The organism is Rossellomorea aquimaris, from assembly GCF_020172085.1.
GTDB lineage: Bacteria > Bacillota > Bacilli > Bacillales > Bacillaceae_B > Rossellomorea > Rossellomorea aquimaris_E.
The window spans coordinates 1,219,461-1,235,103 of record NZ_JAIVAT010000003.1 but is presented as its reverse complement, the minus strand read 5'-3'; the positions used below and the strand labels follow the sequence as shown (position 1 = coordinate 1,235,103).

At 40.3% G+C, this 15,643-nt stretch carries 13 protein-coding genes and 1 riboswitch; of the genes, 3 read left to right on the top strand and 10 right to left on the bottom strand.

Translation table 11 applies throughout. From position 1 onward, the window contains the following. Positions 1-296 precede the first annotated feature (296 nt). Both LCL96_RS07170 and LCL96_RS07165 read left to right on the top strand, forming a co-directional pair. Positions 297-833 (top strand): ribonuclease H-like YkuK family protein, encoded by a 537-nt coding sequence (locus tag LCL96_RS07170; RefSeq protein WP_224940727.1) that lies wholly within the window; start codon positions 297-299, stop codon positions 831-833. 1,288 nt (positions 834-2,121) lie between these two features. Continuing rightward, entirely contained in the window at positions 2,122-3,366 is a 1,245-nt protein-coding gene (locus tag LCL96_RS07165; protein WP_224940726.1) for an esterase/lipase family protein, read from the top strand. A 181-nt stretch (positions 3,367-3,547) separates the two neighbouring features. Here the strand turns inward: LCL96_RS07165 and LCL96_RS07160 are convergent, their stop codons facing one another. Next, positions 3,548-5,344 carry a peptidoglycan D,D-transpeptidase FtsI family protein gene (locus LCL96_RS07160; protein WP_224940725.1) on the bottom strand — a complete coding sequence of 599 codons (1,797 nt, stop codon included), beginning with the start codon at positions 5,342-5,344 and terminating at the stop codon, positions 3,548-3,550. Between the two features lie 796 nt (positions 5,345-6,140). Here LCL96_RS07160 and LCL96_RS07155 point away from each other — a divergent pair. Beyond that, entirely contained in the window at positions 6,141-6,929 is a 789-nt protein-coding gene (locus LCL96_RS07155; protein WP_224940724.1) for a LysM peptidoglycan-binding domain-containing protein, read from the top strand. Positions 6,930-7,147: 218 nt separating this feature from the next. On the opposite strand, the gene LCL96_RS07150 is transcribed toward LCL96_RS07155, so the two are convergent. The 9 genes from LCL96_RS07150 to cysC form a co-directional block, all read right to left on the bottom strand. Beyond that, positions 7,148-8,710: a fatty acid--CoA ligase gene (locus LCL96_RS07150; RefSeq protein WP_224940723.1), complete on the bottom strand. Its 1,563-nt coding sequence runs from the start codon at positions 8,708-8,710 to the stop codon at positions 7,148-7,150. Positions 8,711-8,882: 172 nt separating this feature from the next. Continuing rightward, the gene (locus LCL96_RS07145) at positions 8,883-10,187 is read right to left on the bottom strand and encodes a nucleobase:cation symporter-2 family protein (protein WP_224940722.1); all 1,305 of its coding nucleotides are present in this window, start codon (positions 10,185-10,187) and stop codon (positions 8,883-8,885) included. Then, positions 10,187-10,774: a xanthine phosphoribosyltransferase gene (locus LCL96_RS07140; protein WP_224940721.1), complete on the bottom strand. Its 588-nt coding sequence runs from the start codon at positions 10,772-10,774 to the stop codon at positions 10,187-10,189. Before LCL96_RS07140 ends, LCL96_RS07145 begins: the two co-directional genes overlap by 1 nt. Positions 10,775-10,884: 110 nt before the next feature. Further along, positions 10,885-10,986, bottom strand: a riboswitch (purine riboswitch). A 118-nt stretch (positions 10,987-11,104) separates the two neighbouring features. Then, positions 11,105-11,656 (bottom strand): bifunctional precorrin-2 dehydrogenase/sirohydrochlorin ferrochelatase, encoded by a 552-nt coding sequence (locus LCL96_RS07135; protein ID WP_224940720.1) that lies wholly within the window; start codon positions 11,654-11,656, stop codon positions 11,105-11,107. Then, positions 11,637-12,392, bottom strand: a complete 756-nt coding sequence (locus LCL96_RS07130) for a sirohydrochlorin chelatase (RefSeq protein ID WP_224940719.1) — start codon at positions 12,390-12,392, stop codon at positions 11,637-11,639. Before LCL96_RS07130 ends, LCL96_RS07135 begins: the two co-directional genes overlap by 20 nt. Then, positions 12,393-13,157: a uroporphyrinogen-III C-methyltransferase gene (gene cobA / locus LCL96_RS07125; RefSeq protein ID WP_224940718.1), complete on the bottom strand. Its 765-nt coding sequence runs from the start codon at positions 13,155-13,157 to the stop codon at positions 12,393-12,395. Positions 13,158-13,168: 11 nt separating this feature from the next. Then, positions 13,169-13,393, bottom strand: coding sequence for a DUF3906 family protein (locus LCL96_RS07120; RefSeq protein ID WP_224940717.1), 225 nt, complete (start codon positions 13,391-13,393; stop codon positions 13,169-13,171). A gap of 11 nt (positions 13,394-13,404) precedes the next feature. After that, entirely contained in the window at positions 13,405-15,015 is a 1,611-nt protein-coding gene (locus LCL96_RS07115; RefSeq protein WP_224940716.1) for a nitrite/sulfite reductase, read from the bottom strand. A 12-nt stretch (positions 15,016-15,027) separates the two neighbouring features. Continuing rightward, positions 15,028-15,630 (bottom strand): adenylyl-sulfate kinase, encoded by a 603-nt coding sequence (gene cysC, locus LCL96_RS07110; protein WP_224940715.1) that lies wholly within the window; start codon positions 15,628-15,630, stop codon positions 15,028-15,030. Between the last annotated feature and the right edge of the window lie 13 nt (positions 15,631-15,643).

The following is a 15,643-nucleotide window of genomic DNA, read 5'->3' as shown; positions in this document are numbered from 1 at the left end:
TCTACACAATATCCGGTTTAAAAATGGATTCTGGACGATTATTTTGACGGAAACGGTGCGGTTACCAGCGTCAGAAATGCGACCCTCGGGTTTATCTTGGCCATTTCGAGATGCAGACCGCCCCTTGGAAAAGACGAGCTCATGCCAAAACACCACATTTTGAATGGTTCTCCAAGTAAAATATACAAATAAATCGTCAGCATTTATTTCATTACACTTTAATAAATTCTTATCATAGTATATAAAAAATAAATTTTACGTTTTCAAATTGGTTAAGAAAGCTGTGATTTGACAAGATGAAAAACTGTAAAGATAATCACTTCTTATTTCAAAATCTACAGGAAATTGGGATGTCATTTGACCAGGTTTTTGATCATATTGTGAAGTTCATGCAATCAGAGCCCAATGGGAACTATCGATTAATGGTGGGGACTGATTCTCAAGTTCATCAATCCCATACCACATTCATAACTGGAATTGTGATATTAAATGAAGGAAACGGTGTCTGGGCATGCATAAGAAAAGTATTAATCCCTAGGAGAATGCTGCAATTGCATGAGCGGATCTCCTATGAGTTATCCTTATCTGAAGAAATCGTTTCATTATTTACTGTGGAAAGAAAAAATCAATTAATTGATATAGTCCTCCCTTATATTTATGTTGGAGCTACATTTACAATGGAGGGCCATATTGATATCGGGAATGGGAAACAGAACAAAACACGTAAGTTTGTAAAGGAAATGGTCGCAAGAATGGAAGCAATGGGAGTCGAACCGAAAATCAAACCGGATGCCTTCGTGGCTTCTAGTTATGCCAACCGTTACACAAAATAGTGAATATTCATCTGTGCTGCCTCTTCCCCCTCCAGTCCATGATGTATATTTGAATGTAAGAAATCATCTTCTCTTATGCAAATGCATTAGAAAAATGACATCAGCCTAAGCATTGTGGACAAAGCTACATAGTATATAATGAGTCGAGGTTTTACCTTCGACAAATTATATAAGATAGGGGGATTTCTGATGTGGTTCCCATGTTGTAATTGGTGTGAAAAAGACAGAAGAAATGATCATGATCGTTGCCGTTTTTGGGACAACTTGATGTTCACCCACTGTTCATGTGATGTTAAAGATTGTAGCAGACAAAAAAGAACAGATGTCGAAGATGAAGTAAGATGTTTCAAAATAAAAGATAAACATGACTGTGGATGTCACAAGAAAAAACCTCAACACCACAGTAATGATTGCGGATGTTCTAAAAAGCTTGAACACCAATGTAATTGTTGCCATAAGTGTCACTGCCATAAATGCAGACGTGATCACTAGGTAATGTGCCTACCCATCCGGATTTGGATGGGTTCTTTTTTTTATGCCTTCCTTACTATCCGGATTACAATCCACTATGTATCCTTTGACCCTGGTTGTGCTACCTGGAATAATAATCGGGATGATAGCATCCAATCCCTATTGAACGTCATAAGCGGGAACTACCAGAGAAACACATTTATTATTTTTCAATTTTTTCACCTCTCTTCTATTGATATACTATGCAACATGCTAGATTTGGATTAGACGTGAATAATGAAGAAAATGAAAATAAACAAATTACGGTGTATATTTCTATTGTCGCGAATTAAAAATGCCAAGAAAATAATATTTCCCAGCATCCTTCATTTTATTTCCTTTATTTTTCTCCATATATCTCTTATTTTCTAACTGATATGATTATTTCTTGCAAACAGAACAAATGTTCCGTTGTGCCATAAAACCCTTTCCCTCAAACTTCATATTTTCAATTACTTTAGTAATTAAATTCCCCTCATTAAAGAAACTTTTGTTTTTACTGCTTACTCTTCAGAGAAGTTATTTCACATGTTTTATAGAAACACTACCATCCCCAAAATTGTGTATCTAAACAGGAATCACATTATCGTTAACCTTCTCTCTGAATATATCCCTCACCAACATGAGTTGTGTTAGTATCATGCGGTTCATATTAGCGACAATCTCGATAGTTTAACACTATCGTTCAAAAGGCTGACATGACACTTAGCCTATTGGCTTATAGATACAGCTATATTATCTTAATAGTATGAAATTTCAGATAAAGGAGAGTGGAATTATGGTTCATGTTAGTAAGATGATCATTATTTTGTTTTTGCTATTCTTATTGTTTCCAGAAAGAAAGGTGTCAGCAAGCCCAGGAGAATTTAAGACCAATGATTACCCAATCATCCTTATTCATGGAGTTGGAGGTTGGGGTAAAGAAGAAGTTTCTAATTTTTATTACTGGGGTGGAATTCATGATATTGAGAACTACTTAAACACCCAGGGATTTGAAACATATACAGCTGCGGTCGGTCCCGTATCAAGTAACTGGGATAGAGCAGCCGAATTATTTGCCTACATAAAGGGTGGTACCGTTGACTATGGGGCTGCTCATTCTTTACAACATCATCACCTTCGTTTCGGAAAGAAATACTCTGGAGTCAAAACGGATTGGAATGCTGTGAATCGAGTACATTTGCTTGGTCACAGTATGGGTGGACAAACTTCAAGGATGTTGTTGGAATTACTGAAATCGGGCAGTAAAGAAGAAAAGGATTTTCACAAAAATAATCCTGATGCCGAACAGATGTTCAGTCTTTACGATGGGGGAAAAGATTGGGTGCATAGCATCACAACCTTGGCTACTCCTCATGATGGATCCCCTTTTGCCAATAAACTAGAAAACTTTATGCCCTTTTTAAAAGGGTTTGTTTACAAATATATTAATTTGGCAGACCTGCATTCTAATGAATCTTTCAACTATGATTTCAAACTGGATCATTGGGGCTTGAAAAGAGAGGGAAATGAACCGGTTTACTCTTATGTAGAACGCATGTTTAACAGTCCTTTCTGGAAAACCAAGGATACAAGTCAATATGACCTTTCAATAGAAGGCGCTAAAGAGTTAAACGAAAAAATGAAAACGTATTCAGATGTATATTATTTTTCTTATACAGGGGATGCTACGTTTCAGTCTCCCTTAACAGGGTATAATGTCCCCCTTCCTTCAATGAATCCACTATTATACCCTTCTGGATTTTATATTGGAAGATATGAAAATAATCAACTTGGATCTTCATGGTGGCCAAACGACGGTCTAGTAAGTGTTCCTTCTTCACAATATCCGAACGGACACAAGGCACAGCCTGCCCAAAGTACGAGTGAGAAAGGTGTTTGGAATTATCACAAGACTCAATATAGATGGGACCATGCTGATTTTATAGGATTGAGCTTGTATGACACTGTCGGGTTAAGCGACATCCGTGCATTTTATCGAGAAATTTCAGTGGAACTAGCTTCATTACCAAGTCTCGATTAGAGGTTTAATCCCTTTTGTATGAGAGATTCTGGTAACCATTGAGATAATCAAGGATGTTAAAGCGTTTTACCAGAATCCTACTCTATTTTAACGTGATGTACGAAGAAGACTGCTATGGAAGTGAATCATTTTTGTATTTATTTTATAAGGGAGAAAAGGTCTGCCTACTTACGTTTGTGTTTCATTTAATGCTATCTGCCTCTAAACGGGTAAGATACTTAAGACTAGCTCTCATCACAGGATTAAATACTTTAGAAACAGGAATGGATCCAATTTCTGTTGGTTGTAAATCGGGTTCTTCCACCCCTACGTAAACAATCAATTCAGGATTATCAGCTGGAGCCATTCCCAAAAATGAAAATAAATACTCATTGGGAGCTGTTAAATAACCTCCTCCATTTGGATTTGGTATTTGGGCAGTACCTGATTTGCCAGAGACTTGATAATCAGACAGTTGGAATCTCCTGCCTGTCCCTATATCGGACGTGACAGTCGAGGTTAAGTAATGACGCGTTTGTTCAGCAGCTTCTTTCGTAATTGGAGTGCGGATGACTTCTGGTCGAAACTCTTTAATGATTTTTTTTGAATCGCTATCAACTATCTTTGAAACAACAAATGGTTTCATCATTTTTCCGCCATTAGCAATTGCTGATTCAGCTTGGATCATCTGAAGTGCTGTCACGGTGCTTCCTTGACCAAAAATGGTTGTAGCCCTTTCAATTGGATTGCTGTATTGTAGTATACCTTTTGCTTCATTTTGAAGGGAAATGCCTGTTTTATTCCCGAACCCAAATGATTTTAAATAAGTTAAATACTTTTCTGTTCCAATTTTCTCTAACAGATTAATAAAAGCTACGTTAGAGGATCTTTGTAATCCTTCTAAATATGTAATGGTTCCCCAGCCCTTTCCTCTATTCCAATCCTTTATTGGGGATGGGTAGCCTTTTACAAAATATTGACCAGATTTATAGTATTCATTCGGGGCAAATGCCTTACTATCAACTGCAGCCGCTAAAGAGAATGATTTCATTGTCGATCCTGGTTCATAAGAACTTTCAACTATGAAGTTTGACCAACTTTCACCTATCCCTTCTTTTGTATCATTATTGAAGGATGGTCTCTGAGCCATCGCTAATATTTCACCCGTAGTGGGGTCAGATACGATGCCAAACATTTTTCTAGGATGGTATTCGCTATCAACGGAATTTAATGCGTCTTCTAAAATTTTTTGGATGTTTACATCAATGGTTAAATAAACATCATCACCATGATCTGGGGGGATGACGGTCTTTTCTGTATCCGGTAATATATATCCCCAAAAGTCACTCTCATATCTGATCTGTCCATCTTTCCCAGTAAGGAATGAATTGAAGCTTTTTTCAATTCCCATGATACCTTCGTTGATTGTTTTCCCATTCCTTTTCACATCTTCTTGAGTGAGTCCTATTGTATGAGAAGCAAACATGCCTTTTGGATAGGACCTTTTATTGTTTGTAACAAAGGTAATTCCAGGTAATTTCTCCTTCTCGATTTTCTCTTTCATATCGGTAGTAATTCCATTACCTCCAGCTCCCAATTCTACTTGGAACTTTCCTTCTTTATTTAACAGTTTGTAAATTTCAGTCTTTTTTAAATGAATATATCTAGACAACACATCAGCTGTCCGTTTCTTGTCGACAACATGGTTGGGCTTTTCAGGGTTAGATGTTACTGATGCAGATAAAATCGCTATCATTTTATATGAAGGAGTGTCTTTTGCAAGAGCATGATCGTTACGATCAAATATTGTTCCCCTATTCGCTTTTAAAGTATGAGTCTGTAGGTATTTATCAGAGGCTTCTACAGCTAAATTTTTCCCTTCTATTTCTCCGCTTACTTGTATATAAAGAAAACGGACAAATACAATAAAAAATAGGAGTGAAAATGTGCAAAATAAAAAGGCACCTGCCCGATTCATATTTGGCGGTTTTTTATTCATTTACTCACAACCTTAACTTCTTGTTATTTCAAATTATCGTTCATACATACGTTCCTTAATCTTTTTGTATACACATACTGGTGTGCCCCCCTTCATAGAAAAACTGGTATGTTTTGAATCGATCACCTCTATTTATTAGCAAAGATTTCTTCCAAAAAGTGCATGTTTATCTTCAAAATATGAATCCAGATTTAGAAGATTTTTGAGATGAGTGAAGAGTAGAATATTATTCATTGGATAATATTAGACAAAATTCTACATTTTTCTACAAATCCCAAAATATCTTATCACTTTATAAAATATTTTAAATCCATCCTTTTTACTGAGTTAAAAGCACTATTAACGATTGTTAAGGTATTCCGACGTTTAGAAACGAAGCGGAAGAATGATCATGTTCTTGAGATGAACAATACCATTGATCCTTTATGTACATTGCTTTCTTGCAAGCAAAACAGGTAATGAACACGACTTATATACAGTGTGGTTTATATCAATCAACTTCTACCAATGTGAATACATTGTTTTGATTTTTGATCATCAAACTTATGTGTCTTTATGTTCAAAGAGTGCAAACCAACCCTAAACTCCTACTAATGACCCGACATCTGAACCGATATCCATGATCCGACATTGTTCGCAGTTTCGTGAATATATTGAATATTTAACAATTAATAAATACAGGAAAACAATGGGTACAAAGGATTGTATTGGTAACGCTGACATTAGACCCTTCTCTCCCTTCAATGACTAATATATAGTTAGTTCGAAAGTATTTAGGACAAAGGAGATGGAATAATTGGATACCATTCAAATGAGTAGGAGAGAAAGAATTGCTACAGAAAAGAAGAAAGCCCTCAAACAAAGAAACAAAAAATTAACCGTTGCAACTACCATTGGGGCACTTTCCGCGCTTTTGCTCACAAATGGAGCTGCAAGGGCTTGCAGTGCAGAATATACAGTGAAGAAGCATGATACATTATATAGTCTCGCAAAAAAATATGATGTTACAGTCGATCAAATCAAAGAAAAAAACTTATTAACGTCTGATAAAATTTATGCTGGCCAAACACTTCTGGTGCCACATCTAGAAAATCAAGATGTAAACCAATATTCAGTCCAACGAGGAGATACACTATACTCATTAGCCAAAAGATATAACACTTCAATCTCTCATTTAAAACAATTAAACGAGCTGAATTCAGATCAAATTAAGATCGGACAAACTCTTTTGGTTCCTGTTGAACAAAACAAATCAAATGTGGGAGAATTATATACAGTAGTTCCAGGAGACACTTTATGGGGTGTGGCTCACCGGTTTGGAGTAAAGCAAGAAGTCTTGGCTAAATCAAATAATTTGAAAATGGATATGTTACTTATAGGTCAAAACTTATTTATTCCAGGAAAAGCCGAGGTGACGGAAGCTGAAATCATTGGGGCATCTGATAAATTCACTGTTGAATTTAAGGAAAATGGGAAAACATTCACATTGAAAGTCCCATACGGTACCTCATCTTATTATCAAGATAATTCCGGTCGTATTGTAACCGTTATACATAAAAATGGTGCTGTGATATCAGCGAACTAGAAGAATTTCGTGATAGGCTTGCTCCATTCGTCATTCTCCTACATTGCAAATAACCATAAAAAATAGCCTTCGGATATTCCGATGGCTATTCATTAACCCATTACATTCCCGTCATTAGAAGAGTCATTTTTCTGGATACTCTGCCTATGAAAGCAGTCAGTTTAACTACTCTCCCATAATAAGGTATCCATTATCAGTAAACATAACATACCGTCACACTATAACCTTTGTTCTTTTTGAACGCCTTTCTCCCTAAGCAGAAACTTTTGAATTTTCCCGCTAGCATTTCTAGGGAGTTCTTCAACAAACCGGTACTCCCGTGGCCGTTTGTAATCTGCCAGTAGATCACCACTCTTCAAAAAATGATCCAGGTGTTCTGACGTGAGAGAAGCATTATTCGATACGACTACAGCAATGACCTGCTCTCCCCATCTCTCATCCGGTTGCCCGAGTACAGCAACGTCCAGCACATCTTCGTGGGCATGAAGCGCGTCCTCGACTTCCCTCGGATACACATTCTCCCCTCCTGAAATCACCATATCATCCACCCTGTCAGCAACAAAGAGATAGCCCTCTTCGTCCAGATACCCTAAATCACTGGAGTGGTACCAGCCCTTATACAACGCTTTTTCTGTGGCCTCCACCCGGTTGAAATACTTAAGCATCGTACATGAACCTCTTACAATGATTTCACCCACTTCACCTGGTTTACAGATATCCTCTGGCTCAGATGGTCCGTTTTCATTGGGTCTTACCACCCTTATTTCATGATTAAAAGCCGCCCGTCCTGCAGAACCCGTCTTCGTCAACTGCTCATCCTGAAGCAAGAACGTAACCGCCGGCCCCATCTCCGTCTGACCATATGCCTGGATGAGGTCGATCTTCATCTTTTCATGTAACGTCCTGACTAGCACTGGAGCCATGGGAGCTGCCCCGTATAGTCCAATCCGAAGGGAAGATGTATCGTATTCCTCCACCCCATGTTGAAGAAGCATATTCCACATGGTCGGCGCTGCGAAAAGGGTCGTTACTTTCTCACGTTGTATAACGTCCAGAACGATATGTGGCTGGAACTGGTGGACGATGATATTTTTTGCTCCCACTTGAACGCGTGGAAGGAAACAGCAATGAAGTTCGGCACAATGGAACATGGGTGCAGTTACAAGTCCGATATCATTAGGCGTAATCCCCATGACCGACGTACAAATCAGACTCTGCTCCGCCATATCCCGATGCCGGTGGACGACGCCCTTTGGTCTGCCTGTAGTCCCGCTCGTGTACATGATGGCATATACGTCCGTCTCTTCTACCGTCATATGTTCTAAATACCGGGAACAAGATCCCACTGTCTCATGATAACTTTGTGCAAAGGAAGGAATATCTTCTCCCACATACCAAAAAAGGGTATGAGGAAAGTCTTGTGATATCCCCTCAATCGGTTTGATTAGGGATTCTTCAACGATCACGACTTTGGGTTCCGCATCCTTTAATATATATTGGATTTCCTGTCCCTTTAATCGAAAATTAATCGGATTGATCACAGCACCGATTTTCCCACATGCGAAATACACATTGGCGAGCTCCAGCGTATTAAATAGATACGTAGAAACCCGGTCCCCCTTTTTCACACCTGCATCTAAGAGGGCATTGGCCACACGATGAACTTCATCCCGCCATTCTCCAAATGTTAACCGTTTCCCGGTCTTTTCTTCTACAATGGCCTCTTTATTGCGGAATTTTTCTACCGTTTGGTCAAAAATAGATCCAGTCGTTGCGTACATGTTTCTCCTCCTTATGATTACAAATATCCTTACTTATACTTTCCTTACCCTATAATGTTCGTGACGGTTTTACATTTCCCCTCCTTAGATATCTGATAATTCAGAAATATAATCTTAATAAAAAACCGTCACCTCTTGATCAAGTAGAGATGACGGTTCTAGAAAGTAGTGACTATGACGCTTTTTGTTCCCTCACCACAGCATTCAATTTTCGTTTAGATAATTCGTTAAAAAAGATATTTAACCCAATCGCCGTTAAACTACCTGCGACAATACCATTATCCGTTAAGATGCGGATGCTTGATGGCATCTGAGCGAACAGTTCCGGCACAGCCGTTACCCCGAGTCCCATTCCAACAGAACATGCGATAATCAATAGATTTTCCTGAGAAGCGAAATTCACTTGACTCAGCATCTTGATCCCATATGCAACCACCATACCGAACATGGCCACCATCGCACCACCCAATACGGATGCAGGAATTACGGTTGTAAGTGCGCCAATTTTCGGTACTAAACCGAGAATGACCAGGAATGCTCCCGTTGCGAAAATCACATTATTCCGTTTTACCCCTGAAAGCTGAACCAACCCGACGTTTTGGGAATAGGCCGTATATGGGAAAGCGTTAAATAATCCACCCAGTACAATGGCTAATCCTTCTGCACGATACCCTCGAGACAAATCTTCTTCCGATATCTTTTTATCACTTATATCTGCTAAGGCGAAGTACACACCCGTTGACTCCACCAGGCTGACCATCGCTACAAGAATCATGGTGAGGATCGCCGGGATTTCAAAGGTCGGCATCCCGAAATAAAAAGGTTTTGCTGTATGAAACCATGAAGCATCTCCAACTGCACTGAAATCTACTTTTCCCATTCCGAATGCCACGGCCGTACCTGCCATTAATCCAAGTAAAATGGAAACGGAACGTACAAACCCTGTAAAGAATTTATATAATAATAATATAAATAACAAAGTACCAAACGCTAAAGACAAATTTTCCAATGAACCGAAATCAGCGCTTCCCTGTCCACCAGCCATATTGTTCATGGCTACGGGAATAAGGGTAATCCCTATGATGGTCACGACTGAACCCGTCACAACAGGGGGGAAAAAGCGGACCAATTTGCCGAAATACTTACTGATGACGACAACGAATAAGCCCGATAAGAGAATCGAACCATAGATAGCCGAAATCCCATATTGCTCCCCAATCGCAATCATAGGTCCCACTGCCGTAAATGTACAACCTAGTACAACAGGAAGTCCAATTCCCAAGAAACGATTCTTCCATACCTGCAGTAGGGTAGCAATCCCACACATAAAGATATCTATGGAAACGAGGTAAGTAAGCTTCTCTCCTGAGAGTCCAAGTGCTCCCCCTACGATAAGCGGGACGATGACCGCTCCGGCATACATGGCAAGAACATGCTGAATACCCAGTGAAGCCAGTTTAAGAGGCTGATTCTTCATTATACCTTAGCCTCCTCTTGCTTAAATTGCACTTGTCCGTTTTCTAGAGATTGAATTTCAGCTAAAGATTCAACTCTATAGCCGGTTTCACGAACTAGCTTCCCTCCATCTTGGAAAGCCTTTTCAATGACAATCCCGATTCCAGCGACCTCTGCTCCAGCCTGTTTCACTAAGTCAATTAAACCCAGTGCTGCCTGCCCGTTTGCCAAGAAATCATCTATCAATAAGACACGATCGTCATTTTGTATGTACTTGTGCGAAATTGAAATCGTATTTTCTTCCTTCTTTGTGAATGAATACACTTTTGAACTGAGAATGCCTTCTGATAAAGTCAGTGATTTCTTCTTTCGTGCAAAGACAAGCGGAACTTCCAGTTGAAGGGCGGTCATGACACCGGGAGCAATCCCTGATGATTCAATGGTCAGGACCTTGGTGATTCCTTGATCCTTGAAACGTTGTGCAAATTCTTTCCCTATTTCCACCATTAATTCCGGATCTACTTGATGATTCAGGAATGAGTCGACCTTTAATACTGTTTCTGACAGGACGACACCTTCAGCTTTGATTTTGTTTTTTAATAAGTCCATGATTAATCCGCTCCCTTAGCTGTGTAAAGATAAAAAAACCCAAAGGACATTGTTCTCACATCAGAGTGAGACAATGACCTTTGGGTTAGGAAAAGAGCGTCTATATAGACGAACCTTCATTGCTCACCCATAGTCGGATCATTTACGGTAATCCGGTAGAAACTCGCGGGCCATATCCCCGCTATTATATGAGCGAAAACGAATATTGATTTGATAATGGATAGTATATAGGGAACTTTTTCATTTGTAAAGGATCAAACCCTAACATTAATTCACATACTATCAAACATTGTTCGTGATATAACCAAACGGGTGTAAAGCATCTGTGCTTTACACCCGTTCAGAAAGTTCTTTCAACAGCTTTCGTTTCTCTTCATCCGATAAGCCTGATGCCTTGATTTCGTTTCGCTTTGTAGAGATTAGATCAAGCTTTTCGATATAAGAATCATCAAATGGTTGAAACAGTTGATTCGTAAGTTTCTTTGCTAAGAATGGACTCGATCCTCCGGTTGATACAGCAATGGTTAATCTCCCTTTCTGCTTATAGGAGACCATCTGAATGTTTCCACAATCACCATCGTCCACTACGCATACTAACTGGTTTTCCTCAGAATGCGTTTTCACCTGTTCGTTCACGGATCGTTGATTCGTTGCAGCGATGACGATAAAGCCATTTTTTAAATCATCTGCCAACACCTTTCGCTTGATCCATACGATTTTTTTCTCTTCATGTAATTCTTTGATCGGATCGACCACCTCAGGACTAATAACTGTAATCTTTGCCCCTTGCTCAAAAAATACAGAAAGCTTACGATAGGCCACTTTCCCCCCGCCAACAATCGTTACTTGTTTTTCTTTCACATCAATCATGACTGGAATCATAAGATTCTCCTTTAGCCCAAAGTGATTCATTTACCCGGTCCAGGAATGCTTCTTCAACAAGCGGGTCATATCCTAAATAGTTACCCAAGTGGATATGATTATTATCCGTTCTGCGGATTTCCTTTTCAATTCCCTTCATTAACAAACCGGTGAATAATAAATACGGAATAAAGACGACGTTTTCCTCTGTATTTTTCACTGACTCCAGAGTCTCTGTAAAGCTCGGTGAAGCTGCCGTTAAATAGCACGTTCTTACCTCACGTAAGGGTGTTCTTCTATGAACCATCCCAGCAAGAGCATCCAGATCCTTTCTGACATCAGGATCGGAACTTCCTCTTCCTATTAATATAGCAGAAGTAGTGGTATGAAGCGGTGCAGCTTCTGCTATTTTCTTAATGACACTTTCAGCCATTTTCTCGTGTACACCAATAGGACTTCCGTAAATCACACTGATGCCAGGATATAATCCTTTGCATTTTTGTATTTCATCAGGTATATCCTTTTTTGCATGAACAGCCGTCAGTAGGAGAAGTGGTACGACGGTTACATGAGTCGCTCCTTTTTCTACGCATGCTCCGAACCCTTCTTCTATGGAAGGAGAAGCAAGCTCTAGGAAACTTATTTCCTGGATATCCGCCTCGACATGTTCCTGGCATCGCTTGATGAACGTAATGGCCTCTTCACGGGCTTTCACCAAACGACTGCCGTGGCACACATACAATACCGCATGTTTCATCTATAATGCCTCGCTCATGATCATTTTCTGTTCGAACCATTGAATTTTCTCACGGTACCGTACCACTTCTCCAACGATAATCATGCTTGGATTTTCAATTTTTTCTTCTTTGACTCTATCAATGATGGTATCAAGCGTCCCTGTGACGGTTTTTTGCACTTCGGTCGTTCCCCAATGAATAAGAGCCACAGGGGTATCCTTGGACTTTCCATATTGAATGAGCTTTTCTTTAATATAAGGGAGGTTGCTGACTCCCATATAGATGGCAAGGGTATCGATTCCCTTAGATAAGCTTTCCCATTTCTCATCCTCGAGTTGATTGTTTTGTTTATGGCCTGTTACAAAGGCAACGCTGGAACTCGCATCCCTGTGAGTAACCGGGATGCCGGCGTAGGCTGCTGCTGCTATCCCTGAAGTGATTCCCGGGACGATTTCAAAAGGAATCCCTTTTTTCGCACACGCCTCCGCTTCTTCACCACCTCTTCCGAAAACAAACGGGTCGCCGCCTTTTAACCTCACCACCACTTTCCCGCTGGACGCATAGCGGACCAGGAAGTGATTGATCGTTTCCTGCTTCATTGTATGATAGTTTGGCAGTTTGCCGCAGTAGATCAAGTCAGCCCCTTGTTTCGCATAGGAGAGAAGTTCTTTATTCACCAAGCGGTCATAAAGAATGACGTCTGCTTTTTGTATGGATTTCAACGCTTTTACCGTGATTAGTTCCGGATCTCCGGGTCCCGCTCCGACCAAATATACCTTACCCATTGTCTTCCTCCTTAAGATTTGATGATCGTTTCTTGTTCGTGCAGAACAAACCCTGCACCATTTCCTCGGATTCTCTTTTTTTCATAAAGTGAGATATCCACGACATCCGGCTTTTTCAAAAAATACTTCTCTAGTTCGATTTCAACCAGGTCAAAAGCTTTCTCATCCGATTCAGCTGCTACGACAACAATCGTGACAAAATTTCGGGCAGTGACTTCAAATCGATACAAATTCATCTTTCTCCTCCTTACGCTTCCTGAAGCAGTTGATCCAATGATTCCTGAAGAGGAGTGGTACCGACCCGGTTGATGTAGTCAAAGAACGTTTCTCCCTCATGCTTGGTTTGTTTAAAATGAATCAACAATTGCTTCACAACTTCCCCCAGATTGGAGGCTTCCACTTTTCCTTTCAACTTTTCATTCAACTTACCGCCATCTTGAAGGGTTCCACCTACATAGATTTCAAATGCTTCGATCATTTTCTTATCTTTCGTCCTCATTTTGATTCCCTGCAGACCAATGTCTGCAATTTGGCGTTGTCCGCATGAATTCGGGCATCCGACCATATGGATCCGTACCGGTACGTCCAGCGTCAATTCCTGATCAAGCCCGTTGGCGATTTGTCTCATCCGCTCCTTCGTCTCTACAAGGGCAAGATTACAATATTCGATTCCTGTGCATGAGACGGAATATCCAATAAACGATAGGGGACTCGTTGAAATCCGTTCAAAGATCTTCTCCGAAAGCAAAGCATCCACATGTTCATCTGGTATATTCGGAATGATGAGATTCTGAGAATTACAGTTTCTGAGTTCGCCGTTCCCGTATTTTTTGGAAATCCTTGCAAGCTCATACACTTCATCCGAATTCAGCCTGCCAACCGGAACATTCAGTCCCACATAATTGAGTCCTTTTTGTTTCTGAGGGTGAACTCCATAGAAATACCCTGCATTCCAGCCTTTTACAGCATCTATTCCTGCCGGCAGGAGCTCTACATACTCCAGTAATTTCTCTTTGAACTTCTCAGGCCCCCAGTCGGCCATTAGAAATTTCAATCGGGCTAAATGGCGTTTCTCTCGGTAACCATAATCGCGGAATATGGTTGTCAGGGCAACCGTCACATCCTTCACTTGATGCGGGAGTACGAATACGTCCAATTCCTGTGCGAGAAACGGCCTCGCAGACAATCCACCACCGACTTTCACATGAAACCCAGCTTCTTCATTCCCATCTATCTGTTTTTTCGCCGGAACAAAGGAGACACAATTGATCTCTGCATTCGAAGCATTGTTGATATTGGCAGAAATCGCGACTTTATATTTTCTCGGTAAATTTGAAAAATCTTCGTTATGCTGGAAGAAATCATACACTTCCTTCACAACGGCCCTAGTATCAAAAAGTTCATCCGGATCGATTCCGGCCAGGGGATTTCCCACGATGTTACGTGTAATATCCCCACATGCTCCTGCAGAGGAGAGACCGACTTTCTCTAGACGCTTGAAGATATCCGGGATTTGTTCAATCTTCAGCCAGTGGAACTGGATAGCCTGACGGGTGGTGATATCATAGACATCCCTGCCGTATTCTTTACAAATGGAAGCAAGTTCCCTTGCCTGATCGTATGTTAATATACCAGAAGGAACATTGACCCTCATCATGAAGTAGCCGTCTTCCTTAGGTCTTTGCAGATAAAGTCCTGCCCATTTGAATTTATCCCACTCTTCTTTAGGGATGGAAGAGAACCCGTTTTCGGCATAATACGGAATATCATCAAAGATCGATAATCCGTCTTTTTCAAGCTTCCATTTTTCTGTTTTGTTCAGCTTTTCGTTTGACTCCCAAGATTTGCTATACGCCATGATTTTCTCTCCTTATATCAATTGTTTTTGCTTTAATTCTGTCAATAGACTTTCTACACATTGTTTAATTGAATACTTTTCTGTATCCAGGACCATTTCCGGATCTTTCGGCTCTTCATAAGGTGCACTGATTCCCGTGAAAGAAGGGATTTCATGGTTTCTCGCTTTTTTATACAATCCTTTTGGGTCCCGCTTTTCACATTCCTCCAAGGAACAGTGTACGTACACTTCTATAAACTCTTCCGGTCCAACCAAGCTTCTTACTAGATCCCGATCTTTCCTGTACGGTGAAATGAATGCCGTCAGGACAATTTGGCCGCTATCAACGAATAGTTTAGACACTTCCCCAATCCGCCTGATGTTTTCTTTACGGTCTTCTTCTTTGAAGCCTAAATCTTTATTCAATCCGTGCCGGACGTTATCCCCATCCAAAACATACACTTGCTTTCCCTGTTCAAAGAGGGAAGAAGCCAATGCATTCGCTACGGTTGATTTCCCTGAAGCAGATAATCCCGTGAACCAGAGAATGAAACTTTGGTGACCATTCTGTTTTCGTCTTTCCTGTTTAGTGATTGTTGATTCATGCCATACGATATTTTCTTGTTTATCACTCAATCTATCTTCCTCC

Bases quoted from the DNA above. Each gene is read 5' to 3' on its own strand.
- LCL96_RS07170 (WP_224940727.1), top strand. From the start codon at position 297: ATGAAAAACTGTAAAGATAATCACTTCTTATTTCAAAATCTACAGGAA.
- LCL96_RS07165 (WP_224940726.1), top strand. From the start codon at position 2,122: ATGGTTCATGTTAGTAAGATGATCATTATTTTGTTTTTGCTATTCTTA.
- LCL96_RS07160 (WP_224940725.1), bottom strand. From the start codon at position 5,344: ATGAATAAAAAACCGCCAAATATGAATCGGGCAGGTGCCTTTTTATTT.
- LCL96_RS07150 (WP_224940723.1), bottom strand. From the start codon at position 8,710: ATGTACGCAACGACTGGATCTATTTTTGACCAAACGGTAGAAAAATTC.
- LCL96_RS07145 (WP_224940722.1), bottom strand. From the start codon at position 10,187: ATGAAGAATCAGCCTCTTAAACTGGCTTCACTGGGTATTCAGCATGTT.
- LCL96_RS07140 (WP_224940721.1), bottom strand. From the start codon at position 10,774: ATGGACTTATTAAAAAACAAAATCAAAGCTGAAGGTGTCGTCCTGTCA.
- LCL96_RS07135 (WP_224940720.1), bottom strand. From the start codon at position 11,656: ATGATTCCAGTCATGATTGATGTGAAAGAAAAACAAGTAACGATTGTT.
- LCL96_RS07130 (WP_224940719.1), bottom strand. From the start codon at position 12,392: ATGAAACATGCGGTATTGTATGTGTGCCACGGCAGTCGTTTGGTGAAA.
- cobA (WP_224940718.1), bottom strand. From the start codon at position 13,157: ATGGGTAAGGTATATTTGGTCGGAGCGGGACCCGGAGATCCGGAACTA.
- LCL96_RS07120 (WP_224940717.1), bottom strand. From the start codon at position 13,393: ATGAATTTGTATCGATTTGAAGTCACTGCCCGAAATTTTGTCACGATT.
- LCL96_RS07115 (WP_224940716.1), bottom strand. From the start codon at position 15,015: ATGGCGTATAGCAAATCTTGGGAGTCAAACGAAAAGCTGAACAAAACA.